At 41.4% G+C, this 26304-nt stretch carries 32 protein-coding genes and 1 other annotated feature; of the genes, 1 reads left to right on the top strand and 31 read right to left on the bottom strand.

Features of this window, described 5'->3' with window-relative positions:
- Positions 1–5: 5 nt before the first annotated feature.
- The 13 genes from HT696_RS00400 to ybeY form a co-directional block, all read right to left on the bottom strand.
- A complete protein-coding gene (locus HT696_RS00400; RefSeq protein ID WP_050252888.1) occupies positions 6–383 on the bottom strand; it encodes a type II toxin-antitoxin system HicB family antitoxin in 378 nt (125 codons plus the stop codon).
- 27 nt (positions 384–410) lie between these two features.
- Positions 411–599 carry a type II toxin-antitoxin system HicA family toxin gene (locus HT696_RS00395; RefSeq protein ID WP_001122912.1) on the bottom strand — a complete coding sequence of 63 codons (189 nt, stop codon included), beginning with the start codon at positions 597–599 and terminating at the stop codon, positions 411–413.
- A 121-nt stretch (positions 600–720) separates the two neighbouring features.
- Positions 721–1581: an SAM-dependent methyltransferase TehB gene (gene tehB / locus HT696_RS00390; protein WP_173218297.1), complete on the bottom strand. Its 861-nt coding sequence runs from the start codon at positions 1579–1581 to the stop codon at positions 721–723.
- A 14-nt stretch (positions 1582–1595) separates the two neighbouring features.
- On the bottom strand, positions 1596–2063 hold the full coding sequence (gene smpB, locus HT696_RS00385; protein WP_001051750.1) for an SsrA-binding protein SmpB: 468 nt from the start codon (positions 2061–2063) through the stop codon (positions 1596–1598).
- Positions 2026–4380 (bottom strand): ribonuclease R, encoded by a 2355-nt coding sequence (gene rnr, locus HT696_RS00380; protein WP_173218295.1) that lies wholly within the window; start codon positions 4378–4380, stop codon positions 2026–2028. Before rnr ends, smpB begins: the two co-directional genes overlap by 38 nt.
- Before the next feature lie 100 nt (positions 4381–4480).
- Positions 4481–4714 (bottom strand): preprotein translocase subunit SecG, encoded by a 234-nt coding sequence (gene secG, locus HT696_RS00375; RefSeq protein ID WP_000282517.1) that lies wholly within the window; start codon positions 4712–4714, stop codon positions 4481–4483.
- 39 nt (positions 4715–4753) lie between these two features.
- Complete coding sequence (gene rpmG / locus HT696_RS00370; RefSeq protein ID WP_001809104.1) at positions 4754–4903, bottom strand: 50S ribosomal protein L33; 150 nt, start codon at positions 4901–4903, stop codon at positions 4754–4756.
- Positions 4903–6102 (bottom strand): multidrug efflux MFS transporter, encoded by a 1200-nt coding sequence (locus tag HT696_RS00365; protein ID WP_173218293.1) that lies wholly within the window; start codon positions 6100–6102, stop codon positions 4903–4905. The genes rpmG and HT696_RS00365 overlap by 1 nt, the downstream gene beginning before the upstream one ends.
- Positions 6089–6694: a dephospho-CoA kinase gene (gene coaE / locus HT696_RS00360; RefSeq protein ID WP_173218291.1), complete on the bottom strand. Its 606-nt coding sequence runs from the start codon at positions 6692–6694 to the stop codon at positions 6089–6091. The genes HT696_RS00365 and coaE overlap by 14 nt, the downstream gene beginning before the upstream one ends.
- Positions 6694–7518: a DNA-formamidopyrimidine glycosylase gene (gene mutM, locus HT696_RS00355; protein WP_173282788.1), complete on the bottom strand. Its 825-nt coding sequence runs from the start codon at positions 7516–7518 to the stop codon at positions 6694–6696. Before mutM ends, coaE begins: the two co-directional genes overlap by 1 nt.
- A 48-nt stretch (positions 7519–7566) precedes the next feature.
- Entirely contained in the window at positions 7567–8466 is a 900-nt protein-coding gene (gene era / locus HT696_RS00350; RefSeq protein WP_173218287.1) for a GTPase Era, read from the bottom strand.
- Positions 8467–8482: 16 nt separating this feature from the next.
- On the bottom strand, positions 8483–8878 hold the full coding sequence (locus HT696_RS00345; protein WP_173218285.1) for a diacylglycerol kinase: 396 nt from the start codon (positions 8876–8878) through the stop codon (positions 8483–8485).
- The gene (gene ybeY, locus HT696_RS00340) at positions 8859–9356 is read right to left on the bottom strand and encodes an rRNA maturation RNase YbeY (RefSeq protein WP_173218283.1); all 498 of its coding nucleotides are present in this window, start codon (positions 9354–9356) and stop codon (positions 8859–8861) included. The genes HT696_RS00345 and ybeY overlap by 20 nt, the downstream gene beginning before the upstream one ends.
- A gap of 104 nt (positions 9357–9460) precedes the next feature.
- On the opposite strand from ybeY, the gene pavA reads away from it, so the two are divergent.
- Positions 9461–11116, top strand: a complete 1656-nt coding sequence (gene pavA / locus HT696_RS00335) for an Rqc2 family fibronectin-binding protein PavA (RefSeq protein WP_173282787.1) — start codon at positions 9461–9463, stop codon at positions 11114–11116.
- 60 nt (positions 11117–11176) lie between these two features.
- On the opposite strand, the gene HT696_RS00330 is transcribed toward pavA, so the two are convergent.
- The 18 genes from HT696_RS00330 to pyrH all read right to left on the bottom strand — a co-directional run bounded on the left by HT696_RS00330 (position 11177) and on the right by pyrH (position 26237).
- Entirely contained in the window at positions 11177–12946 is a 1770-nt protein-coding gene (locus HT696_RS00330; RefSeq protein ID WP_173218279.1) for a glucosaminidase domain-containing protein, read from the bottom strand.
- A 41-nt stretch (positions 12947–12987) separates the two neighbouring features.
- Complete coding sequence (locus HT696_RS00325) at positions 12988–13974, bottom strand: dihydroorotate dehydrogenase (protein WP_173252984.1); 987 nt, start codon at positions 13972–13974, stop codon at positions 12988–12990.
- Positions 13937–14737 (bottom strand): dihydroorotate dehydrogenase electron transfer subunit, encoded by an 801-nt coding sequence (locus HT696_RS00320; protein WP_173282786.1) that lies wholly within the window; start codon positions 14735–14737, stop codon positions 13937–13939. The genes HT696_RS00325 and HT696_RS00320 overlap by 38 nt, the downstream gene beginning before the upstream one ends.
- Before the next feature lie 248 nt (positions 14738–14985).
- Positions 14986–15366, bottom strand: coding sequence for a VOC family protein (locus HT696_RS00315; protein ID WP_000157153.1), 381 nt, complete (start codon positions 15364–15366; stop codon positions 14986–14988).
- 57 nt (positions 15367–15423) lie between these two features.
- The gene (gene rplT, locus HT696_RS00310; protein ID WP_000124834.1) at positions 15424–15783 is read right to left on the bottom strand and encodes a 50S ribosomal protein L20; all 360 of its coding nucleotides are present in this window, start codon (positions 15781–15783) and stop codon (positions 15424–15426) included.
- Between the two features lie 51 nt (positions 15784–15834).
- Positions 15835–16035, bottom strand: coding sequence for a 50S ribosomal protein L35 (rpmI, locus tag HT696_RS00305; protein ID WP_001125943.1), 201 nt, complete (start codon positions 16033–16035; stop codon positions 15835–15837).
- Positions 16036–16067: 32 nt separating this feature from the next.
- The gene (gene infC, locus HT696_RS00300; protein WP_000848180.1) at positions 16068–16598 is read right to left on the bottom strand and encodes a translation initiation factor IF-3; all 531 of its coding nucleotides are present in this window, start codon (positions 16596–16598) and stop codon (positions 16068–16070) included.
- A 15-nt stretch (positions 16599–16613) separates the two neighbouring features.
- Positions 16614–16745, bottom strand: a sequence feature (ribosomal protein L20 leader region).
- Between the two features lie 160 nt (positions 16746–16905).
- Positions 16906–18087 (bottom strand): hypothetical protein, encoded by a 1182-nt coding sequence (locus tag HT696_RS00295; RefSeq protein ID WP_173282785.1) that lies wholly within the window; start codon positions 18085–18087, stop codon positions 16906–16908.
- A 3-nt stretch (positions 18088–18090) separates the two neighbouring features.
- A complete protein-coding gene (locus HT696_RS00290; RefSeq protein WP_112443609.1) occupies positions 18091–18678 on the bottom strand; it encodes an ABC transporter ATP-binding protein in 588 nt (195 codons plus the stop codon).
- A 32-nt stretch (positions 18679–18710) separates the two neighbouring features.
- Positions 18711–18974 (bottom strand): hypothetical protein, encoded by a 264-nt coding sequence (locus HT696_RS00285; protein ID WP_112443608.1) that lies wholly within the window; start codon positions 18972–18974, stop codon positions 18711–18713.
- Positions 18975–19100: 126 nt separating this feature from the next.
- Positions 19101–21341, bottom strand: a complete 2241-nt coding sequence (locus HT696_RS00280) for a DNA internalization-related competence protein ComEC/Rec2 (protein ID WP_173282784.1) — start codon at positions 21339–21341, stop codon at positions 19101–19103.
- Complete coding sequence (locus HT696_RS00275) at positions 21325–21963, bottom strand: helix-hairpin-helix domain-containing protein (protein WP_173282783.1); 639 nt, start codon at positions 21961–21963, stop codon at positions 21325–21327. Before HT696_RS00275 ends, HT696_RS00280 begins: the two co-directional genes overlap by 17 nt.
- Before the next feature lie 67 nt (positions 21964–22030).
- Entirely contained in the window at positions 22031–22600 is a 570-nt protein-coding gene (locus HT696_RS00270) for a GNAT family N-acetyltransferase (protein ID WP_173282782.1), read from the bottom strand.
- Between the two features lie 106 nt (positions 22601–22706).
- A complete protein-coding gene (locus tag HT696_RS00265) occupies positions 22707–23711 on the bottom strand; it encodes a PhoH family protein (protein WP_173282781.1) in 1005 nt (334 codons plus the stop codon).
- 84 nt (positions 23712–23795) lie between these two features.
- Positions 23796–24011: a YozE family protein gene (locus HT696_RS00260; protein ID WP_001232084.1), complete on the bottom strand. Its 216-nt coding sequence runs from the start codon at positions 24009–24011 to the stop codon at positions 23796–23798.
- Positions 24012–24019: 8 nt separating this feature from the next.
- Entirely contained in the window at positions 24020–24874 is an 855-nt protein-coding gene (cvfB, locus tag HT696_RS00255) for an RNA-binding virulence regulatory protein CvfB (RefSeq protein WP_001095435.1), read from the bottom strand.
- 59 nt (positions 24875–24933) lie between these two features.
- Positions 24934–25491, bottom strand: a complete 558-nt coding sequence (gene frr, locus HT696_RS00250; RefSeq protein WP_001262225.1) for a ribosome recycling factor — start codon at positions 25489–25491, stop codon at positions 24934–24936.
- A 20-nt stretch (positions 25492–25511) separates the two neighbouring features.
- A complete protein-coding gene (gene pyrH / locus HT696_RS00245) occupies positions 25512–26237 on the bottom strand; it encodes a UMP kinase (RefSeq protein WP_000002995.1) in 726 nt (241 codons plus the stop codon).
- Positions 26238–26304: the final 67 nt, after the last annotated feature.

Raw genomic sequence — 26304 nt, 5'->3', positions numbered from 1 at the left:
TAATTTTAGAGTTGCAAGCGACTTTCAAGAGCTTGTGTCAAAACTTCAGAATAGTTCACTTTCTCACGATCTGCAAGTCTGACTAGCCACTCTGGAACCGTAACATTTTTTCGAATCGCTTTATTATTCTTTACGAAAGGCAAGGGATTGACCTGAATCAAAGTCACAAATCCATCAGGAGCTTTCAACTCAGCAATGTCACTAGGAGTAGGCAGAGCCAGTCCTTCATCAATATAAGAAGCTAAAACACTCTCAAGCATTTCCCGAGCATTTTTCATTGCAAGTTCAATCGTTGCTCCCTCTGTCCCACCTCCAAACTCCGGAAATTCAATCCAGTATCCAGTACCTTCTTTATGAAAAATAGCAGGATAAGATTTTAGCATAATACACCTCCACAATTTCCAAATCAACTACAATCCCAAATCTTTTAATATTTTTCTCTCTAACCCTTTTCCTAGATCATCATTACCGTGAACTGGAATAGTGACAAGATAGGGAACTCCTTCTTTCTTAAAATGATGATGACTTCCTCTCTTACGAACTTCAATCCATCCATTTGCAAGAGCTAATTTTACCATTTCCTTACCTGTGATTGGCATTCATTGTCACCTTTCTAGCTAAAATTATACTTATAATGCGTATTTTTGTCAATTCTTCTATCTTATCTATTCGTAAAAAAAGAAAAAAAAGATCAGAAAAATTCCTAATCTTCATTCATGTTTATTTAATTTTCTTAGCTAGCATGGTCGCAAAGCGTAGTTGAATGCGATTGCCATTTTCATCGCGACGGTGCAATTGACCTGGATTTTCATTGTACTTAACCAATTCCCAGTCCTTGTAATAGTCTGACAATTCCCCTTCTTTAAAGGTAAATGGGAAGTTCACAGAGCAAGGGTAATCTTCCGTATCCATAGCACAAACGATAAGATTATAACCACCGACCGTAGTATGCTCCTGCATATTTTTGATAATTGCAGGAATGCGGTCTGCTTGCAAAAACATCAAAACAACTGTCGATACGATGAAATCATACGCTTGCCCAATACTAGCTGAATTGATATCGTAAAGACCAACTGGCATGTCCAGATTTTCCTGCTCCACAATGCTTTGCAAGATTTCAAGGGCCAGTTCATTTTGATCCACAGCTGTCACATCAAAACCTTGTTGGACTAAAAAGAATGCATTACGGCCTTGACCACAGCCCAAATCCAAGGCTTTCCCTGGTTTTACTGTCTGCATAGCCTCTAGGACCTCTGAATGAACAGGATTAGTATTGTATTTCTTAGGGAAATAATCTTCAGGTTTACAATAAAACTCCAAGTACCATTCCACATCGTCTGTAGCAGCCTCGACTCGATGCCAAGCTTGAGGTTGTGCCATGGGATTGTCGGCTCCTGCTTCAAAGAGGTGCTCAGCTAAAACCTCACCATCTTCTGTCAATTCAATAAACTTGAGAGCTCCCTTCAAGACAGTAATTTTCCCCCAAGTCCCAACCTTGGTATTGTGTTTCTGCTGAACAGCCTCTGGCATAGTTTCTTTAGTCCACAAAGGCATGCGTTTATAGGCAACTAGTTTTTCCATCTTCATTCCTCTTTTTATCGCTGATTGACAGCTTTCATCACGCGCGCAATATCGCGATTCTGCTCACGTCGCTTGATTGACTCCCGTTTATCATAGTCATGCTTTCCTTTAGCTAGACCTAAAAGGAGTTTAGCGTAACCATCTTTGATATAGACTTTAAGGGGAACCAGGGTCATTCCTGTCCCTTTGGTCTCTTGTTCCAATTTTTGAATTTGTTTCTTATGGAGCAGGAGTTTGCGGCGACGTTCTGGTTCCTGATTCCAGATATTACCCTCTTCGTAAGGAGCGATATGAACGTTGCTCAACCAGACCTCCCCATTTTTTACTTGTGCAAAACCGTCCTTGAGATTGATTCGAGCAGCTCGCACACTCTTGATTTCAGTTCCAGTCAGGACCATTCCTGCTTCTAGCGTATCTACGATTGTATAGTCGTGGCGCGCCTTTTTATTTTGTGCGACGACCTTTCCCTCGCCCTTTGCCATGCTTGGCTCCTTTCTTAGCTACTTCCTTGTAAAAAGGTTTCTTTCCTTTTTTCTTCTTGTCTTTTTGTGAATGCTTGCGCTTATCATTTGAGCGTCCTGATTTTCTCTTATCTTCCTTCTTATCTGAACGACGACTTGAACCACGCCCTCTGTCACTGCGACTAGACTGTTTCAAGCCTTTTTCAATCACATCAAACTCACTTGGAATGTAAGAGAAGTCAATTTCGCCCGTCATCTTATCAGCTCTTTCAACGCGAATGCGAATCTGCTGACCTACACGGAAGGTTGTTCCTGATTTCTCTCCACGAAGAGTCAAATCACGCTCATTGAAATGATAAAATTCAGGTAGATTAGTGATGTGAATCAAGCCTTCAACTGTGTTTGGCAATTCAACAAAGAGACCGAATTTGACAATACTTGATACAACTGCATCGTACTCTTCGCCTACGTACTCTTCCATGTACTCAGCCTTTTTCATGGCTTCGACTTCACGCTCCGCCTCGATGGCACGACGCTCACGGTTGGAAGACTGGGTCGCAATCTCTGGAATCACTTGTTCAAAATGCTCTGCTATTTCTTTAGAACGGCCGTAATCACGAATCATACGGTGAACAAGAAGGTCTGGATAACGACGAATCGGACTGGTAAAGTGAGTATAATAGTCAGCAGCTAGTCCATAGTGGCCGTAATTGTGCTCCGAATAACGAGCCTGCTGCATAGAGCGAAGAAGCATCATGGACAATACATCTGCATAAGGTTCTCCCTCAACAGCACGCATAATGTCTTGAAGTGCCTCCTGGCCAATCTCACTGGCAGTCCCATAAATGCGCAAGCCAAAACTCGAAGCATAATCAATAAACTTCTGAACCTTTTCAGCCTTAGGCTCCTCGTGAATTCTATAGATAAAAGGCAAATCCAACTTGCTGAAATGCTCAGCAACTGTTTCATTGGCCATCAACATAAAGGACTCAATCATACGCTCGGCAATGCCACGCTGACGAAGAACGATATCAACAGGCTTACCTTGTTTATCCACTAAAATCTTCGCTTCATTGGTATCAAAATTGAGAGCTCCACGTTTCACACGCATGTTTTCTAAAGTTTCATGAAGCTTGGCCATAAGTTCGATACTTGGTACAATTTTATGATATTCTTTTCTCTTTTCTTCATCGCCAGCTAGGATATCATTGACATCGCTATAGGTCATCCTGAAGCTAGTCTTGATAACCGTTTGTGTGATGGTGTAGTTGACTACACGACCATGTTTATCAATCTCCATAATGGCAGACTGGGTCAGGCGGTCAACTTGAGGATTGAGAGAACAGATACCATTTGACAGTCGTTCTGGAAGCATTGGAACCACTCGGTCTGTTACATAGACTGAAGTCGCGCGGTTAAGGGCTTCCTTGTCAAGGGCAGAACCCTCGGTCACATAATAGGAAACATCTGCTATGTGAACTCCGAGTTCGATATTTCCATTTTTCATAGGCTTAATATGCACCGCATCGTCCAAGTCCTTGGCGTCAGCACCGTCAATGGTAAAGGTAATCTCATCTCTTAGATCCAGACGACCTTCCATATCCTTTTGAGACGGAGCATCAGGCACACTTTCTGCTTCCTTGACAACAGCTTCTGGAAACTCGGATACAATGTCCATTGATTCCAAGACCTCAAGAACATCAATTCCGACATCCGTTGAATGCCCCACCACATCGAGGACACTCGCGACAAAGAAATCATGTTTCTTACTTGGGTATTTATCGATAAAGACCTTGAGAACTTCTGTTCCCTCCAGTTTAAGGGCTGGTTTCTTAACATAGATGGGTTGGCTGATTTTCTGATTTTTCGAACGGATGTAGCCAGCATACTTAGGCTTTTCCTGATCCAGAACGATTTGGCCAACAACAGTTGTCAAACTGTGTTCTAAGATATCAATAATTTTTGCTTCTGCTGCTGTTCCCTTATTGCGGTCAGCGACTTTCTTGATGACGACCTCAACGGTATCACCATCAATAGCATAGTTGACATCGTTTTTTCCTACAAAAAGGTCGTCCTCTTCCCCTTCTAGACTGACAAAGCCAAAGCCATTTTTATGGGCATGAAAAATCCCCTTGAGAGTAATCTCATGTTTTTTCTTGACTTCCAAGGTCAGACTTCCATCTTCTTCAAAGCGAATCTGGTGCTTTCTTTCCATTAAGGACAAGGTTTTAATCAACTCACGAAAGTCCTTGGAACCGTCTTTTCCCAAAGCCTGAGCCAAGTCATTGACAGTTACCTTTCCCTTATCTTGTAAATATTCTTTTATTCTGTCTTTCATATTTTCTTTCTAGATTTTTTATTTTCTTTTACTGTAAAACCTTCTCAAATATCTTTTAAAAATAAAAAGAGGCAAAGACCTAGTCCTGCCCATTATTTTCTTATCTACTTGATAATACCGTCAATGCTAAGGCAATGGCTAGCCAGAAAAAGACTAAAATCCCTGTCAAACGCTGCATTACAGCTTCGAAACCGCGTGCTTTACTACGTTCAAACAAATCACCTGAGCTGGCATCAAATACATTGCTGGATTGGTTTTTAGTTGGTTGCATGAAAATCGCAATCACAATCACAACAGATAATACTAATAAAATGGTTAATAATAGGTTATACATATCAAACTCCTTAAAATCCTTATTATTTTACCATAAAATCTACTTAGATTCAAGATGTAGGGTTACTTTTCTTTCCTTGGGACAATACTTTAAAACCTCAATCTTGTCTGGATGAGTTTTTGAATTTTTACTGGTTAGGTAATTGATACTGCCACAAGAGGAGCATTTGAGATTAATTTTTACTCGCACTAGATTTCCTTTACTTTTAATAATGTTCGAAATTGAAGCAGGTTAAAGAGACAACTAAAGGCAACACAAAGGCTTGTCGCATAAAAGACTGCATGGTAGCCAAATTGACCTGCTACTGCAGAACCTGCCATGGGACCAACGACACCTCCCAGATAAAAGAATACCTGATTGAAGGCAAAGACCCTCGAAATGCCGGCTTGGGGAGTCATTTTGCTGAGTAGGGCATTAACCCCGGGAATCAGGGCACCGGTTCCCAATCCAAAGAGGAAACGATAAAGTCCTAGTTGAAGGGGGCTAGAGGCATTGGCACAGAGGAGATAGATGATGACTGAATAAAACTGGGCTACAACCAAGAGGCGATGGTTGCCCACCTTGTCACCTAGCTTTCCCATGACTCCTGCACTCATCATACTGGAAAAGCCCATACTGGATACAATCAAACCAGATACAAAAAGAAGATTCTCTGTCTGCCCTAAGTCGCGTACATACAGAGCTAAGATAGGGCCGATTGATTGGGCTGAAAATTGGATGACAAAACTGGTCAGAAAGAGGTTGGCCAAAAGATAGGGATATTTAACTGATGTAAATAATTCCCTTGTTGGGATGGCCTTTTCCTTGGCTACTGGTTGAAAATCTTCCTTGATAAAGCAAATAGTCAAAACAGCAGCTAAAAACAGAAAACTACCAACCAGTAAGAAAACTGTACGAATACCAAATAATTCTGCGATAAATCCCCCGATAAAGGGACCAGTTAGAGTACCTGCAACTACGCCAGTAGACAAAGTACCTAAGGCAGAGCCTGATTTCTCCTTTGGAACCTGACTGGCTATCAAGGCCGTTGCATTGGGAACAAAACCCGCAAATACACCATTCAGTAAACGAAGAAAGATTAACCAATAGATATTTGGCACAAAGGCCAAGCCTCCCATAGTGATAGTCATGGCCAGACCAGCACGAATCATCATGGGTTTTCGACCGTATTTATCAGCAAGGATGCCCCAGATAGGAGAGAAAAGTGCTGCAGAAATGGCAGAGACAGAAATAGCTAAACCTGCGTAAAAAGCAGCTTGATCACTCCCTACACCTAAATTTTCCACAAAGATGGGCATAAAGGGCACTACCAAAGAAATACTGGCTCCTGTCAGAAAATTACCAAACCAGGCAATGCGCAGATTATCCTTCCAGTTAATCTCTGTCATCTTGCTTACCTCCCTCAAGCAGGGAGAACACCTGAGTAAGAAGCTGGTCCTGATTTCCATTGTTATCTAGAACATAACTGGCCAAATCTTTCTTTTTCTCTAAAGGCCACTGGGCTGCCAGACGAAACTCAGCTTCATCTTTGGACAAGTGGTCCCTTTTCATTAAGCGTTCTACTTGGACATCTCGGTCCACATAGACCAACCAAGTCTCATCAAACCAAGAGACGTAGTTCTGCTCAAAAAGTAAGGGGATATCCATGAAAAAAATCTCTTCTGTCTGAGCAAACTGATCTCTCAACGTAGCTAGTTCCTCACGGATAATCTTTCCTTGGATTCGCTTAGACCATTCCTGTTCTTCAGGATTTGAAAAGATGAGATTAGCTAGGAGAGGGCGATTGAGTTCTCCATTTTCTAAGATAATTTTTTGACCAAAGTGCTGGACTAGAGCTTCAAACAGACGACCACCAGGTTTCTGTAGTTGGTGGACGGCTGCGTCGGCATCCACTACTTGAAAGCCTTGCTTTCTTAGAAAATTTGTCACGGTTGACTTACCAGAGGCAATTCCCCCAGTGATTCCGATGATTTTTCCCATCAGCCCCTCCTTTGGCACTGAGGACAAAAGTGGGTTCCACGTCCGCCTAGTTGGATTTTCTCAATCACTGTCCCACAGCGTGAACACTCTTGACCAGCCTTGTCATAGACCTGATGAAAATCCTGCATGGTTCCATCTTCCCCAAAGGCATTGGTATAGGTCCGAATGGTCGAACCACCTTTTTCAACGGCCTGGCCCAAAATAGCAATGGTTTGGTCATGAATGGCTGTCGTTTCTGCTGCTGTCAAAGTCTGGGAAGGTCTTGCCGGATGAACCTGAGCTCGCCAGAGAACCTCATCCACATAGATATTGCCAAGTCCAGCTACCAAGGTCTGGTCTAGGAGATGGGATTTGATAGGCTTTTTAGATTTCTTCAGGGCACCTATAAAATTCTCTAAATCAAAGTCCTGGTCTGTTGGTTCAGGCCCTAATTTTTTAGAAATAAAGTAGGCGTCTAAAAGATCAGGCTCCAAGAGTTCCATAGTACCAAACTTGCGAACATCCTCATAAACAAGCGTGCCACCGTCCTCAAACTGAAAGAAAACATGGGCATGCTTGCGTTCGGGAACCTGATACGGATAATAAAAATACTTGCCTTCCATGCGCAAATGGGAAATCAAGACCTTGTCTGTCAGGTAAAAAAGCAAATATTTGCCCCGACGTTCCATTGACTCAATAATCTGACCAGGCACCTCCTTTTGAAACTCGTCCAAATCTGTCTTAATCATCTTGGTATAGCGAATTTCTACACTCGAAATCTTCTTACCCAGAATCAATTTTTCTAAACCACGACGAACGGTTTCAACCTCAGGTAATTCAGGCATACGTCCTCCTTCTGTAAAAACAAGAAGCAGGCATGAGCCCACCTCTACTTAGTATTCTTTTTCATTATAGCCAAAGTCAGCCAAATCTAGCTTTTTATCGCGCCAGTTTTTCTTGACCTTGACCCAGGTTTCTAGGAAAACCTTGTCTCCTAGCATGAGTTCAATATCACGACGGGCCATGCTACCAATTTTCTTAAGCATAGCGCCACCTTTACCGATGATAATCCCTTTCTGACTATCGCGCTCGACCATGATGGTTGCACGGATGTGAACCTTGTCTGTCTCTTCATCTCGTTTCATAGAATCCACTACTACTGCAACAGAATGCGGAATTTCTTCACGAGTTAGGTGCAAGACTTTCTCGCGAACCATCTCTGATACTAAGAAGCGTTCTGGATGGTCTGTGATTTGGTCAGCTGGGAAATATTGGAATCCTTCATCCAGATTTTCACTCAAAATATCCACTAGACGAGACACGTTATTCCCCTGAAGGGCTGAGATTGGAACGATTTCCTTAAAGTCCATCTGATTACGGAAATCATCAATCTGAGACAAAAGCTGGTCTGGGTGAACCTTATCGATTTTATTCACCACCAGAATAACAGGAATCTTGGCAGCCTTAAGACGCTCGATAATCATATCGTCCCCCTTACCACGCGCTTCATCCGCAGGCACCATAAAAAGAACAGTATCCACTTCACGAAGGGTGCTGTAGGCGGATTCGACCATGAAATCTCCAAGGGCCGTTTTAGGTTTGTGAATCCCTGGTGTGTCGATAAAGACGATTTGTTCCTTATCAGTCGTGTAAATTCCCATGATTTTGTTGCGCGTTGTCTGCGCCTTGTCACTCATGATGGCAATCTTTTGCCCCATGACATGATTTAAAAAAGTTGACTTCCCAACATTGGGACGTCCTAAAATGGCTACAAAGCCTGATTTAAAAGTCATAATTTCCTCTTACTGTTTAAAATAATAAATCCCAGATTCGTGGGAGAAAAATCAATGCGCCTGTTAAGGCTGCGAAAAGAGAGACCACTAATACCGCGCCAGCTGCCATATCCTTGGCATTTTTAGCCAGCATGGAAAAGTGATAGTGACTGGCCAAATCCACCACATTTTCAATAGCAGAGTTGATAATTTCAAAGGCTACTACCAAGAAAATGCTCAATAAGAGAAAGAGCCATTCGATTCGTGACACCTGAAAAACAAAACCTGCAAGGATGACCACTAGAGCCGTCACGGCATGTTTTCGCATATTGCGTTCTTCCTTGCTAGCAGTAAAAATCCCTGTGATGGCAAATTCTAAACTGGATATCAGGTCACGATTTTTCCATTTTCGTTTATTGTCTTGTGAGTCCATAGGCTGTCAAAATTTCTTCTTGTAAACCGAACATCTCCGCTTCTTCTTCCGAAGTGTAGTGATCATAGCCGTTGATATGTAAAAAGCCGTGTACTGCCAAGAAGCCCATCTCACGCTCAAAGCTGTGACCGTATTCCTCGGCCTGCTCATGAGCCTTATCAATAGAGATGAACAGTTCCCCAATATAGGCATCAAACTCAGACATCATCTCTGCCAATTCCGGATTTTCAAGCAAATCTTCCTCGGCAAAGGCAATTTCCAACTCTGGCTTGTATTCAAGGCTGATAACATCTGTCGGACGGTCTGTGTCACGGTACTCCAGATTGAGTTCATGACTACGCTCATTGGTCACAAAGGTAACTGCCATCTCCTTGTCCTCTTTTCCTAATTTTTGGGCTGCAAATTCCAAAATTTCTTGGGTTTGTTGCAACATTTCTTTTGAAACTTGACCAGTTTCATCTACCATTTCAATATACATGTGCTTCTCGTTTCTCTTTACTTGGCTTTATTATACCACATTTCCATGATTTTATTCTACCTTTTTGATATAATACTATGGAATACAATCACAAGGAGAGAACGATGTCATTTGACGGATTTTTTTTACACCACATGGTTGAGGAATTGCGAAGAGAGTTAGTGAATGGTCGCATCCAGAAAATCAATCAACCTTTTGAACAAGAGTTGGTCTTGCAAATCCGCAGCAATCGCCAAAGTCATCGCCTGCTCCTTTCTGCCCATCCTGTTTTTGGACGCATTCAGCTGACCCAAACGACTTTTGAAAACCCAGCCCAACCTTCTACCTTTATCATGGTTTTGAGAAAGTATTTGCAGGGTGCCCTGATTGAGTCTATTGAGCAAGTGGAAAATGACCGTATTGTGGAAATGACAGTTTCCAATAAAAACGAGATTGGAGACCATATCCAGGCTACCTTGATTATCGAGATTATGGGTAAACACAGTAATATTCTACTGGTCGATAAAAGCAGTCATAAAATCCTCGAAGTCATTAAATACGTTGGCTTTTCACAAAATAGCTACCGCACCTTGCTTCCTGGGTCTACCTACATCGCTCCGCCAAGTACGGAATCTCTCAATCCTTTTACTATCAAGAATGAAAAGCTCTTTGAAATCCTACAAACACAGGAAACGACAGCTAAAAATCTTCAAAGCCTCTTTCAAGGTCTGGGACGCGATACAGCAAATGAATTGGCAAACATTCTGGTTAGTGATAAACTGTCTACTTTCCGTAACTTTTTCAGTCAAGAAACCAAACCCTGCTTGACAGAGACATCCTTCAGTCCAGTTCCTTTTGCAAATCAGGTGGGAGAGCCTTTTGCTAGTCTTTCTGATTTGTTGGACACCTACTATAAGGATAAGGCTGAGCGCGACCGCGTCAAACAGCAAGCCAGTGAACTCATTCGTCGTGTTGAAAACGAACTTCAGAAAAACCGCCACAAACTGCAAAAGCAAGAAAAAGAGTTACTGGCGACAGACAATGCTGAAGAATTTCGCCAAAAAGGGGAATTGCTGACAACCTTCCTCCACCAAGTGCCTAACGACCAAGATCAGGTTATCCTGGACAACTACTACACCAACCAACCTATCACGATTGCGCTTGATAAAGCCTTGACTCCCAACCAGAATGCCCAACGCTATTTTAAACGGTACCAGAAACTCAAAGAAGCTGTCAAATACTTGACTGATTTGATTGAAGAAACTAAGGCAACCATTCTCTATCTGGAAAGTGTGGAAACCGTCCTCAACCAAGCAGGACTAGAAGAAATCGCTGAAATCCGTGAAGAATTGATTCAAACAGGTTTTATCCGCAGAAGACAACGGGAGAAAATCCAGAAACGCAAAAAACCAGAACAATATCTGGCCAGCGATGGCAAAACCATCATCTATGTTGGCCGCAATAACCTGCAAAATGAGGAACTAACCTTTAAAATGGCCCGCAAGGAGGAACTTTGGTTCCATGCCAAGGACATTCCTGGAAGCCATGTTGTCATCTCAGGCAACCTAGACCCATCTGATGAAGTCAAGACAGACGCAGCAGAGCTAGCCGCCTACTTCTCGCAAGCTCGCCTGTCAAATCTGGTTCAGGTAGATATGATCGAGGTCAAGAAACTTAACAAACCAACTGGTGGCAAACCCGGCTTTGTCACTTACACAGGACAAAAGACCCTCCGTGTTACACCAGACCCAGAAAAAATCGCATCCATGAAAAAATCCTGATTTTACTTGAAATCAGGATTTTTAACATACTATTCACTCAAATCATATCCAATAATAAGACTAATCTTTACCACCTAGTTTCTCATTGATTTTCATCATCACACTAGCAATTTTTTCGCCCCAATAAGGGTCTGAGGCATATTCAACATTCATACCAGACGCCTTATTTCCAAGGAAAGTTCTGCCCCTATCGATATAATTTTCCTTAATCCACTTGGTTGCACCTAAAATTCCCTTATCCACATCATCAAATGTCTTGGCAGAAAGGTAAGGTGTCGTATCATAGGCTGTAATTCCAAAGAAATTATTCTTATCTTTAGCAATCTTACTTCGTCCCCAATCACTTTCTAAAGCACTATGGGCAAGGAGATAGAGGGCATTGATATGGTAATGTTCTTCAGCTTCCTTAAAGGTAGATCCCTTATTTTCCAAGAGACTATTGTCAATATTCAACAGACTAAATACCTTATCCAAGTCTTCAGGACTATAGTTTGTAGCCTCTGTTAAATCTTTGAAAAGGAAGAGATTCTCAAGCTTAAAACCATCAAAATGCAGCCCATCTGCCGAATAATATTTCTTGCCTACTTCCATATCAGAAATATGAGAAGCTACTGGAATACTAGCATTCTGAGCCACATAGTGATAAAAACGGTGGCCATCACTCTCATAATAAGGGATAAAATCCTTGCTAGCATCTAGTGCTTGTAAATCTTCTGTTTTCATATATCCTGACAAACCAGAAACAGTAATAGCCAAGCGCTTGTCATCACTTTTTCTATCCTTATCTAGCCAGACGACACTACCTTGCGATATATAGGAAAGCTTTTCACCATCTGCATTATAAACATTTGCTGTGACAGGAACTACTTGATAATAAGCAGCATTTTCATTTGTAGCTTTTTCTCCAAGCCATTTACCGTCGCTTCCAAGCTGATAACCATCTACTGTCTCATTTTTCGCCATATAGCCACCAGATTTGAAGTAGTACCAAGCTTGACTTTTAGAATCGTAGACCCATTCTTTCTCAGCTATTTTACCATCAGATTTGAGGTAAAACCATGACTCTTTATCCCAAATCCATTCATCTTTTGCCATATAGCCACCGGATTTTAGATAATAATAGTGACCATTTTCGAAAATCCATTCTTTATCAGCATGATTTCCATTTTCTTTGATGTAAAACCAAGATTGGTATTGTTTGTCAAAAAGCCAACCTTGCTGTACTTTAGCGCCACTAGCACTCACATAAGCCTGTTCAATCCACTGACTTGTCAGCATATAACCACCAGATTTGAAATAATAGTCCTTGCCCTTGATTTGAAGCCATTCTTTCTCTGCGTGTTGTCCATCTGCTTTGATATAAAACCAAGAGTCGTATTGAGAATCATAAACCCAGTCTTCTATTACCTTGGCACCTGTTGCACCAACATAGGAAGTTCCTACCCACGCATTTCTTTTCATTTTTCCATTTTGGTCAAGATAATAGAAGGCTCCCTTGTCTTCTACCCATTCTGACTTGGCCATATAGCCACCAGATTTTAGGTAAAAATAATCATCACCTTGTTTCAGCCATTCATTTTCAGCATAGTTGGCATCTGCTTTTATATAAAACCAAGATTGATAGTGAGCATCAAAAACCCATTCATTGGCTGCTTGACTACCGTCTGCTTTCAGGTATTGTTTTCCTTGCCAAGTACCATCACTGGCCATTACACCCTCTGGACTAGCTAAGAAAAATAGCAGAGCTAAAAAAATAAATCTTACTTTCTTCATTAACCTTCTTCCTCTGTTCTTATTTATTTTATTGTACCAAAATTCTCTTAAATTCATATTACAAACTAATAAAAAATCAAGAACAGATAGATTGCAGTTTACCTCAAAGACTCTTTTACTTCCTTGCGGAGATTTTCCAGACTGCTAATGCCGTATTTGTCCATAACTTTTGGTAAATTTTCGATGATATCAGGACAGGCATAGGGATTGGTAAAGTTGGCTGTTCCAACTCCGATTGCAGATGCCCCGGCCAGATACATTTCTAAGGCAGCTTCAGCCGAATCCACTCCTCCCATTCCAATGATGGGCAGGTCTGTAGTTTGGGCGACTTGGCAGATGAGTTTGAGTGCTACTGGAAAGACTGCTGAACCAGACATTCCACCTGTTCCATTGGCCAAGATTGGTTTTCTGGTTTTGAGGTCAAAGCGCATTCCAACTAGAGTATTGATCATGGTCAAGCCACTTGCTCCCGCATCTTCTGCAGCTTTTGCGACAGTAACGATATCGGTCACACTCGGGGTTAATTTGACATAAACTGGCACTTCGGAGGCTTCCACAGCTGCTTTCACCACATCATAAGCCAAATCTGGATCTTGACCAATCAAAAGTCCGTGATTACAGTGGTCAACATTGGGGCAAGAAATATTGAGCTCGATAGCCTTTACATTAGCTGCCTTGGAAATACCATGAGAAACAGCCGCATACTCTTGTTTTGAAAAACCAGCCACATTGGCAATAATAGGAAGATTTGGATATTCTCTTTCCAACCAAGGTAGCTTTTCGGCCAAAACAACTTCCAAACCAGGATTTTGCAAGCCAATTGCATTGAGCATGCCAGCAGGTGTTTCTGCCACCCTTGGAGTTGGATTGCCAAAACGGGCTTCAAGGGTTGTCGCCTTGATCATAATAGAACCTAAAAGATCTAAATCATAGTACTTGGCATACTCTTGTCCAAAACCAAAACAGCCTGATGCTGGAATAATCGGATTTTTCAAATCCAAACCAGGTAGAGAAACTTGTAAACGATTTGTAGACATGATTTTCCCCTTATAATACAACTGTTCCTGTGCGGAAAACAGGGCCATCTTCACAGACACGTTGGCTGAGCGTCTCGCTTTCTGGCACTTTTAGGACACAGGCATAGCAGGCACCCATCCCACAAGCCATACGAGATTCCAGAGATAGATAGGCTCTTGGGTGGTCATAAAAGGTTTGATTGATATACTTCATCATTCCAGGCGCCCCACAAGAATAAACAGCATCAAACTGACTGTCTAAATCCTTGATAACAACGGAAACATTTCCCTTAATGCCATAAGAACCATCATCTGTCGTTACAAAGACTTGACCACATTGAGCTAATTCCGTCTCTAAAATAACAGCATCCTTAGTGGCAAAACCGAGGACTGTCACTACTTTCACACCACGCGCATGCAATTCCTTGGCCACCTCAAGCAAGGGTGGAACACCAATCCCACCACCAACAAGGAGAACCTGATTCTGCTCATCAAGGTCAGACAAGTCAAAACCATTTCCCTGAGGCCCCATCACATCAAGAGTATCTCCCTGACTTAGGGTTGAGAAAATAGCTGTCCCAGCCCCCTCAATCCGATAAATAAGATGACACTGCTTCTTAACCTTATCGATAGACGAAATTGAAATAGGACGGCGCAAGAGATGGGCATCATCGGGAACACGCAGATGAAGAAATTGGCCTGCCCGCATGGCTTCAACCATTTCCCCTTCTAGAACTAATTCAAAGATTGCTGGCGCGATTTCCTCCTGTGCAACCACCTTCATGGTTTCCAAACGAATGGCACCCAAACGTTTCTTACATGTGGGATTCATGACTTTTCCTCCTTAAATTTTAAGGGGACCAGACAAAGAAAAGACCTTGCTAGTGCAAGGCCTCAGTTAAAATCGTACAACAGAAGAGAGCACACCCAAAAAGTCTCCTCTAGAAAATTGTACTATTCTTTTATCCGACACCTTGTGAGTCTCTCTGGACTCCCCTTAAAGGTTAAATTTTTACTAGTATACTCTTTCAGCTAAAAAAAGTCAAGTAGAAAACGAATATTCTACTTGACTTCACGAGATTATTTTTCACGAATGACTTCGACCTTGTAGCCATCAGGGTCTTTGACAAAGTAATAGTTAGGTGCAGTTCCTGGTAGACCATTTGGCTCAGTCACTTCATATCCTTTGGCACTGTGCTCTTGATGAAGCGCCTCAAGATCAGGTGTACTGAGGGCGATATGGGCAAACCCATCTCCAACCACATAAGGACCGTGATCGTAGTTATAAGTCAACTCCAACTCATAGTCGTCACCCTCAAGACCTAGATAGACAATCGTGAAGGCATGGTCTGGAAAATCTCTGCGACGCAATTCTTTAAATCCAAAAGCATCTTGATAGAATGCAATTGATTTTTCAAGATTTTCTACTCGCAAGCAAGTATGTAGCATTTTTGAAGCCATATTTTTCTCCTTTATTTTTAAAAAGACTGGACAATCCTGTTCCAGTCTCATCAGTTGTTATTTACCAAGTTTTGCTTTAGCCGCATCTGCAAGAGCTGTGAAAGCTGCTGCATCGTTAACAGCCAAGTCAGCAAGCATTTTACGGTTAACTTCAATCTCAGCCAATTTCAAACCATGCATCAATTGTGAGTATGAAAGTCCGTTCATACGAGCTGCCGCGTTGATACGAGTGATCCACAATTTGCGGAAGTCACGTTTTTTCTGACGACGGTCACGGTATGCATAGTAGTAAGAGTTCATTACTTGTTCTTTTGCAGTACGGAACAAGATGTGTTTAGCTCCATAGTAACCTTTTGCTAATTTAAGAATACGTTTACGACGTTTGCGTGATACAACGCCACCTTTAACACGTGCCATGTTTTATTTCCTCCAAATATTTCCTAGAATTGTTTACTTACAGTCAAGCTATTATTTCAAGCGAGTAAGCATTGCTTTGATACGTTTGTAATCTCCTGAATGCACCATAGATGCTTTACGAAGATGACGACGTTGTTTCTTAGTTTTTCCGTGGAAACGGTGAGAAGTGTAAGCACGGAAACGTTTAAGTCCACCAGAACCTGTACGTTTGAAACGTTTAGCTGATGCGCGGTGTGTTTTTTGTTTTGGCATGATTTTTTCTCCTTTATTTAACTTTCTGACAATTATTTTTTGTCAGTCGCTGGCGCCAATTGCATGAACATTTGACGTCCATCCATTTTAGCACGTTGTTCGATGATGGCAATATCTTGAGTTGCTTCAGCAAACTCGGCTAAAACTTTTGCACCAATCTCTTTATGGGTAATCATACGACCCTTAAAGCGAATAGATACCTTAACTTTATTTCCTTTTTCAAGGAATTTGCGTGCATTGCGAAGTTTTGTATCAAAGTCACCCTTGTCAATCGTTGGACTTAGACGAACTTCTTTCACAGTAACAACACTTTGTTTTTTACGTTGTTCTTTTTGCTTCTTCTGGTACTCAAATTTGAACTTACCGTAGTCCATAATTTTTGCAACAGGCGGTTTGGCTTGGGGTTGAATCAATACTAGGTCAACATTAGCGTTATCAGCCAAAGCTTGCGCTTCACTGAGTGGCTTGATGCCTAGCTGTTCTCCTTCAAGACCAATCAAGCGAACTTCACGTACACGAATCTCATCATTGATGAATAAGTCTTGCTTTGCTATGGTTTTCACCTCTTTTGTTTTATTAGAGAAAAACAATAGCGGACTCGTAAATATACAAGCCCGCACGTTATGATAGCGTTTCTTAGAAACTTTTCATCCGTAGGGCCAGGCAACTTAATGTCACAAGGCGAGAAGCTCTCACTTCTGCTTTTCTCAACTTTTATATGATACCAAGTTTTCTAGTTCTTGTCAAGATAAAAAGTTATTTTTTTGAAAAGTTTCTGTTTGTATTTTGCCTTGGTTTTCGATTCAAAAAGAGAGAATCAAGTTGATTCCCTCCCTATATTAGTTTTTCTTTAGCTTCCCCATAGGAAAACTAAGCCTTAAAAACTTCTTTTTTACATGAACTTCCCCATCTTTCGATAAATAGAATCCCCACTAACAAAAGGATAATCAGGCAAGGAAGTAAGACCATCCCCATGCTCCAATTCAGATTGACATTATCAATCAGCTTAGGTAATCTTCCAGACAAAATATCCACTGAACGCAAGTAAGTAAAGGGAATCAGATGTGCAATCTCTTGGAGAGGCTGAATGGTTTGGATACCAAACAACAAGCCAACAATCCCAATGAGGGAAAGAAAGAGGACAGGCATTTTTTGCTTGAAAAAGTAAGCAATCAAGTAGACGACTTCCACAATGACGATAAAAGCTAAGAAAGCTAAGAGCAAGCTAGGAAATAACACATCTTGTATTTTTCCAATAGTCACCTCTTGATTCGTTAAGCTATAGATTGGATAGGGATAATCTAACTGTCCAAAACCACTTATCAGACTTCCCGCTAGAAAAGAAAATCCACAGATTCCGATAAACAGCACAGTTACATAGCCCACTCCAACTCCAAGAGAGGACATGGCAAATGTCACTTTTGAAAAAGGATATAACTGAGCTGTATCGAGATGATTTTGATATCTTTCTGCGAACAGTTGTGTTAGCATAAAAATAATAGCAACCACAAACAAGCTTGGGATGATAGCCTCTAAAATCCAGACAATCTGATCAATCCCGTGGGTAGGAAACTCCAAAGTATGTGCTTTTATGTTCAAAGGATACAGGGCTTGGTAAATCTTCCGTTCACGGTCAACCCCCATTTTTAATTCAGAGCTAGAAGTCGGGTCATTTGATACAAATTCATAATTCTTCTCTTCATCTTGCCACTGCAAATAGTAGGCTTCTTTCCAGCGCCCTTCTTTTAATAAAGTCAGAATTTCTGTCTTTCGCGTCAAAAGATTTTTTTGCAAGTCTAAATCACTTTTAGCAATCTGGTATTCCTCCGAGCTGGTGTCAGACATTTGGGAGAGCTTCTCTTCATTTTCATTGATAGCTCTCTCGTTGGCTGCAATACGAGTTTCCAACCTGCTCTCCAAGCTGAATGAGTTTGCAGTCCGACTATTGAAATAAAAGGTAACACCGAGTACAGATGCAAATAAAAGTAAGATAATCCAGTTTAAACGACTTTTGAAAACTTTCTTTAACAAAAATAGGCTAACATCTTTCATAAACTAAACCTCTTCTATCTGCCCCTGATGAATGGTTACCATGCTATCGCAAATCTCCACTAACTCCTCTTTGTAGTGGGAACTCAAAAGAACCAGCTGTTCTTGCCTATTGATTTGTGCTAACCTATCAAAAAACTTCTGTCGATAATACTCGTCTAAACCATTGGTAATCTCATCCATGAGCCAGCATTTCGCTTGACTCAGGAAATACATGGCAATCACCAAGCGTTGCTTCATGCCTAAGGAACACTTGCGGATGGGAAGGCTGATATAGTCAGACATTTCCCAGTAGGTGATTTCATCCCTCAAGTTTAGGTCTGACTTCCAGATATTTTTTATGAGACAAAGATAGTCCATCCCACTTAAGTTTTCATCCAGCCATTCAATACTCTCATAATAAAATAAAGAAGGAGGGACTGCGATATTTCCACTACTTATAGGAATTAAATTGCTAATGGCGCGGAACAGGGTCGTCTTTCCAGAACCATTGATAGCAAGAATACCATAAATCCTACCCTTTTCAAATGTAAAATCAACATCTTGTAAGATGACTTGTCTCGTTTTTAGGGTAACATGAGTAAGCTGCAACATATCTAGCCCTCCTTTTTCTCACTCTTTAAGGATTAATAACCTCCAGTATAGTTGTTTATGACCTCATAACGATCGAAATTCCAGCCATAACCAACTTTATACTCAGCATAGCTATAATAATGAGACCATTCCGGAATGACCTTATATCTATGTCCATGGTAATTCATACTATACCTATAGAAGAGATTCCAATCATACCGATAACTTTTAAGAACACTCTCAGCAGATACACTAGACTGAAAAAGACCAATAGATAACAAACTAGCTAATAAAACAACTTTTGCTGATTTTTTCATGGTTTTCACCTCACTAATTTATTTACTTTCGAAAGCGCTTTAATTATATCATTTTTTTATCTGTTATGCAATAGTTTTTTTGATTTATTTTAATTTTATTTTACTAATATATAATATTTGTCCTTCCTATCGAACGCTTTCGATTTTCCAATTTTTCCAACCTTTAAAGCGTATAGCTCCTTGCTGGTCAGTTCGGTAAACTTTGCTATTGATACCTTCCAGTCGGGTCAAGGTTTCCTGATGGGGGAGTTTCGTTCTATTGTTCTTTCCAACTGAAATGAGAGTCATCTCTGGTTTGAGCTGTTCTAGAAAGGCTGAACTTGATGATTTTTTAGAGCCATGTTGGCTAGCTTTCAAAACATCCACCTCTAGGTCAGGATAATGCTTCAGCAAGTCCTTCTCTCCTTTCTCCTCCAAATTTCCTGTGAAGAGAAAGTGCTTATCCAAGAGTTTCCCATAAACAACCAGGGAATCTTCATGATCGCCATCTCCTATTTTCCTTGGAGATAGGACTTCTATCTGACTTCCGAAAATTGGCAAGTTCTCTCCTGCTGTTATACTTCGAACTTTTGTTTGGGTCGCTTGTAGTTCTGCAACAAATTCCTTCTGTTTCAAACTGCCTTTGGACACTAAAATTTCGCCTACATGGAAAGCCTTGGTCACCTCCAACAAATCACCAACATGTTCCTTGTCCGTATTTGTCAAAATCAGCTGGTCAATCTTGGCTACTCCACGACTTTTGATATAGGGTATCAAGGTTCGCTGGGCATTGCTGGTCGTCGCCTTTACTTGCCATTTTTCGATTTTCTTATCAGATTCTGCCTTGCCACCTACATCTATGAGAATGGTTTTCCCAGTTACATCCCGTAGGAAAATACTTTCCCCTTGCCCCACATCCAGCATGGTGATTTCATTTTCCAGCGGATGCTTGGTCAGGAAAAAGAGACCTGTAATCAATAAGCTCAATACCGTTAGCTTTTTAATATTTTTTCTCAAATCATATACTAAAGCCAAGGAAATTAACAATAAAATTAAAAGCCATGCATTGGGTTGTCCAAAGACCAGAGGTCTACTTGCCACCTGTGATACAAAGCGAATCATTCCCTCTAACCATTCAAAGATAAAGTTCAGCTGAATGACTGGATATAGAAAGGAAAGGGCAAATAAGATAGACAAGAGCGGTAAGAAGACCAAGTCAAAAAGAAAGGAAAAGACAAAGGTCAAAAGGATGGACCAAGGTTGAAATTCCGCAAAATAGAAGGACAGAATGGGCAATATTCCCAAGGAGATGACTAGACTTTCTCTAGCAATAGCCTTAAGCCCCTCCCCTTCTTTGCTGGTCATAGTCAAGATAAAAGCATAAGCACAGGACAAAACACCTCCTGCTGTCAAGAAAAAGTTGGGCATGATAATAAAGAGTACAAGCACCGTCAAGGCAAAATTATCCAAGCCCTTAACACCATGTTGAGCCAGTAACTTTTGCAGGAGACTGCGAATGACCGAGGCTGAAAATCCTGTCATACCAGCATAGAGAAGGGAAAAGGGATAAGTCAGCCATTTCAACTTTTCTTGGGTCAAACCCAATCGCAAGAGAAGTTTCTTAAATCCATCCATGAAAAAAACTACCTGCATGCCCGACAAGGCAAAGAGGTGGATAATTCCTAAACTAGAATAAAGCTCATTCATCTCCTCAAAATCTGTGTCCAGATGTCCTAGCAAAAGCCCTGTCATGTAATTGAGCATAGGGTCTGGAAAATGTGTCTTAATCCAAACCACAGCCTTTCGACGTAAACTAGACAAGTTTTCACCTATATCCCAACTGCTAACCTTTTGAAGTGACTGGATTCTTTTGATATTGAGAGTCTGGTAAATTCCCTGAGTCTTCAGATAGGCTTGGTAGTCAAAACCACCAAAATTTCTCTGCCCTTCTGGTTCCGAAAGTTTTCCTTCTAGTCCTATCTCATGAAGGTCAGTTAAAGCTTGAAAGGCTTCTTTCTCCTCCTCGGACTGGAGTTTATAATAGACTTGAAAAATGCGGTCGTCAGCCTTGCCCCGAAAGGATAGACTATCTCCATTGACCTTAATAGTATCAGGCAAAATCCGTACCCTTTCAACAGAATCCGCCAAATTTTGACTCGCTTGACTCTGTTGCCAATTTTGAAACAGAAACCAGAAGCCAAAGATTCCACAAATCACTAGAACTTTGCCTGCTGATTTCCAAGGAAATTGAATAAAGAGGCAGACTAGCAGAAAAACAAAGCCCAACAAAGCAAGATAGGATGCAGAAAAAATGGCGTAGTAAAGCCAGAGCAATAGAAAACTCAGGTAAATTAGGGGAATGGGGACGTTCTTAATCCACTGTAACATAGTCTTTTAACTTTTCTATCGTTTTAGCACCAATGCCAGAGACCTTCTTGAGTTCATCAACCGACTTAAATTTCCCATTTGCCTCACGATGGTCGATAATATCCTGAGCTCGTTTTCCTCCCAGACCCTTGACCTGCTTGAGTTCTTCCAGACTGGCCTTGTTGAGATTGACCTTCTTTTCCTTGCTCGTCGAAGAAGCTGTCCCAGAACCTGCCTGCTGACTAGCTGCCTCTTCTCCCTTAGTGGGAACGTAAACCAGAGCCTCATCACTAACTTTCTGAGCTAGATTGAGCGACTTGCTATCTGCTTGTTCTGTCAAACCACCAGCCTTCTGAACGGCATCATTGACCCGACTACCTACTGGCAAGTCATAAATTCCTGGCGATTTGACAGCACCTTTTACATCTACTGTGATTAGATCTTGTTCAACCGATTCTTCCTTCACTTCCTTTTCGGTCGATGAATCCTTGGAAACTGCTGCAACTTCTGCCTGTAAATTCGTTTCTTTTACAGGGGGTAGTGGAGCTGGCTTTAGCAGGAAAAATCCTCCTACAAGCAAGCCCAGACTAGTACAGATGATAATGATTTTATACTCTTTGATTTTCTCGATAATTGCTTCCATATTTTCTCCTCTCTTAGATTATTCGTAAGAGGAAGAAAAAACAGTCGAAAAATTTCTTTTCAACTGCTTATTTATTTGCAAAATAGTCTTCCTTGGTCAAGACATAATGAACTCTTGTCACGATTCGGCCTTTTTCATGCTGGTCCATACAAGCATAAGCTTCTTCGTGGGAAAAACGCATGCCTGATTTCTCCATGACCTTTCCTGACGCGGGATTAGCCTTATCGTGTAAAGCAACCAACTTATTCATCCCTATCTTCTCAAAAGCCAGCTCAATCACGGCACGATTGGCTTCTGTCGTTAATCCTTGATTCCAATACTTTTTATTAATAATGTAGCCAATAGCCGCCTTCTTAAGAGCAGGATCAATCTTGTGCAAATCAATAGTTCCGATAAATTCACCATTACTTTTTAGTTCGATTCCCCAGCGTCCCAAGGGATTGGCCAAGTAGAACTGAGCAATGTTATTCTTGGTTTCTTCCAAACTTTGATTTGTTGGAAAAGTGTAGCGCGTATTTTCTCTGTCTGAGGCATACTCAAACATAGCTTCCGCATCATCCAAGGTTACAGGTCTAAGCAATAAATGCTCGGTTTCTATATACGGATACTGGGCAAATTTTACAAAAATTGATTCCATAGGATTCCACCACTTGAAAAGTTTCTAATTAAGATAAGGATATTGAATGAAATATTTAAAAAGCAAATTTATACTTAGTATTGAGATAATTTTAAGTACAAAATAACTATTCTTCAGATAGAGGTTGAGACTCTAATTCTTCACTCTCTTCTTTTTTAACTGGAGCTGGTTCATAAGCTCGGATAATCTGAGCGACAACAGGATGGCGAACCACATCCTTGGCTGAAAAATGAACAAAGTCAATCTGATGGATGTTCTTGAGTTTTTCTTGAGCATCAATCAAACCGGACTTGACATTGCGTGGCAGGTCAATCTGACTAATATCTCCATTGACAATCATCTTAGAATGAAAGCCTAAACGCGTCAAAAACATCTTCATCTGCATGATGGTCGTATTTTGGGCCTCATCGAGAATGACAAAGGCATCATCCAAGGTTCGTCCACGCATATAGGCAAGGGGCGCAATCTCGATAATTTCACGCTCCATGAGACGAGTCGTCTGGTCTTTTCCCAGAATCTGATACAAGGCATCATAAACAGGTCGAAGGTAAGGATCCACTTTCTCCTTAAGATCACCCGGAAGAAAACCTAGACTCTCTCCTGCTTCCACCGCTGGACGTGTCAAGATAATTCGTTTGACTTGCCCACGTTTAAGTGCAGTCACTGCCAAGGTCACTGCAAGGAAGGTCTTCCCTGTTCCTGCAGGTCCGATTCCAAAGGTCACATCATGCTGTTTGACACTGTCCACATAAAGTTTTTGACCCAGTGTTTTGACACGGATAGGCTTCCCTGTATTGTCCTTGATAATTTCTTCTTCGTAAAGGGCGACAAACTTGTCGATTTCATCGTTTTTGACCATGCTAATCGCAGTCACCACATCTGGTGTACCGACAGTCATCCCACGATTTACCAAGACCATGAGAGCTTGGATAACCTGACGGGCTTCCTCACAGGCAGTCCCTTCTCCCAAAACCTGGACAATCTCCGTACGAGCATGAATCACCACATCGAGCTCTTCTTCCATCAAACGAAGATGGCGCTCATTGGAACCAAAAAGATGAAACAGGTCATCTGGATGACTCAGTTGAATGTCAATTGAATGTTCCTTCAAATAAAGAACCTCTCTAATCCTTTTATTTCTTTTTATTATAGCAAAGGGGCGGAGAAATTACTAGCCCAAACCCAGTGAATCATACTAGTGTTCTAAGTATTCTTGCCAGATGGCGTCAAAGTCTCCTAGGTTAAAAGAGAAACTGGCATGCTCCTCTAAAAAGCGACTCACCTCATCAAAATCATCTGTGTGTTTTGGGAAGGCTGACTCCTCAAAAGCGAGGTCTGCCAAGATAGCTTTAGGACTATTACTTTTAGGATTGCGCTCAGTCATGAGCCAAGTGTAAAATGATTTTCTCATATGCCACCCTAAATCAACTCTGTCCCAAACTGGTCTTGCTTGATTTTGCCAGCCTTCATCAAGCCACCAAGTGCCTTTTTAAACTGACCTTTAGAAATACCAAAAGTAGCCTTGATGTCGTCTGGAGATGACTTATCATTTAAGGTCATGAAACCGCCATTGCTTTCCAAGTAGGTTAAAATCATCTGAGCATCATTTTCCAACATCTCAAAAGAACGTGGTTTAAGGGAAAGGTTCAAGGTACGGTCCACTTCACGGAACCCAATAACACGCGCATCTAAGACTTGCCCCAAACGTGGCTCTGCATAGCGCTCGCTAGGATGGATAAAGCCAAGCATGTTATTTTCTGGTAGGTAGACAAAAGTTCCTGACAACTTGAGACGGTAAACAATGGCTGGCCAGTTTTGGTTCTGCATGTTGTTGTAGGCAGGACGAGCTAGACGTTGAAAGTCTTCTTGATAAGCCAAGAGGCCCCAGATACGATCTTTCTTGTCCACTTCGAGGCGAATATAGAGTTGGTCGCCCTTCTTAGGCCAGAGTTCCTTGAGTTCAGGGAGAATATCGAGTGACACAACGATTTCCTTGTCAGGAAGTCCTGTATCCACAAAGACACCCAAGTCTTTACGAACTTCCGTTACAGTTCCCCAACCAAATTGGTCCTGAGTGGCAGTCACTTCTATGGTTGTCAGGCGGAGTTTTTGCTTCATATCCGTGTAGGCAAAACCTTTGACCGTATCCCCTACTGTATGTTGACCTTCTTCCTTAGCAAGAGCATAGGTTTGACCATCCTTTTGCACAAAGTAAAAACGGTCGTTTTCATCGATGATCAGTCCAACGATAAAACTTGCAAGATTTGTATTCATATTTCCTTCTTTCGAATAAAACTCAGCCAGCAATGCCAACTGAGTTTTTCTGTTTATTTTTAGACTTCCAAAAGTTCTTTTTCTTTGTTGGCAGTCATGTCATCGATGTGTTTAACAGCATCGTCTGTTACTTTTTGAATGTCTTTTTCAAGAGTCTTCAGTTCGTCTTCAGTGATTTCTTTTGCTTTTTCTTGTTTCTTAGCTTCGTCCATAGCATCACGACGGATATTGCGGACAGCCACTTTAGCATTTTCTCCGACCTTCTTCACTTCTTTAGCAAGGTCACGACGGGTTTCTTCTGTGAGAGCAGGGATAACCAAACGAATAACAGAACCATCGTTAGCTGGTGTGATACCAAGATCAGAGGCATTCAAGGCACGTTCGATGTCTTTCAATGAAGACTTGTCAAATGGTGTCACCAACAAAACACGCGCTTCTGGAATCGTAATTGAAGCGATTTGGTTAAGAGGAGTTTCGACTCCATAGTATTCTACATGTACACGGTCAAGCAAACTTGCATTGGCACGGCCAGCACGGATACCACCAAATTCACGAGCAAGTGATTGGTGAGACTGGGTCATTCTCTCTTTAGCTTTTTCAATAATTGCGTTAGCCATAATCTTTCTTATTCCTTTTCTTAGATATTATTTGAAACTGTTGTTCCGATATTTTCACCAAATACGACACGTTTAATGTTGCCTGGTTGGTTCATGTTAAAGACAACCAAGTCAATGTCGTTATCCATTGAGAGGGTTGAAGCTGTTGAGTCCATGATACGAAGGCCTTTATTGATAACGTCACGGTGGGTCAATTCTTCAAACTTAACAGCGGTCTTATCTTTCTTAGGATCGGCATTGTAAACACCATCGACGCCATTTTTAGCCATAAGAATAGCATCCGCTTCGATTTCAGCTGCACGAAGAGCCGCTGTGGTATCTGTTGAGAAGTAAGGTGAACCAATTCCGGCACCAAAGATAACGATACGGCCTTTTTCAAGATGACGAAGGGCACGTCCACGGACATAAGGCTCTGCCACTTGTTGCATAGCAATAGCTGTTTGCACACGTGTATCAACCCCAACTTGTTGCAATGAATCTGCCATCACAAGAGCATTCATAACAGTCCCAAGCATTCCTGTGTAATCTGCCTGAACGCGGTCCATTCCTGCTTCTGCAGCAGGTTCACCACGCCAGAGATTTCCTCCACCAATAACAAGGGCAATTTCGATACCTAAGCTATGAACTTCTTGAATCTCTTTTGCGATTGTTTGAACTGTTTGGATATCAATCCCTACGCCACGTTCACCGGCAAGGGCTTCACCTGATAACTTGATTAAAATACGTTTATACTTGGGATTCGCCATTTTCACTCTCCTTTTTTTATCCTACCTATTTTATCACAATTTCTAAGATTTTTATAGTATCATGAGC

This window comes from Streptococcus sp. 9903, from assembly GCF_013276625.1.
Lineage (GTDB): Bacteria > Bacillota > Bacilli > Lactobacillales > Streptococcaceae > Streptococcus.
Note: the sequence above shows the minus strand (reverse complement) of the source record. Positions and strands in the feature narration are given on the sequence as shown.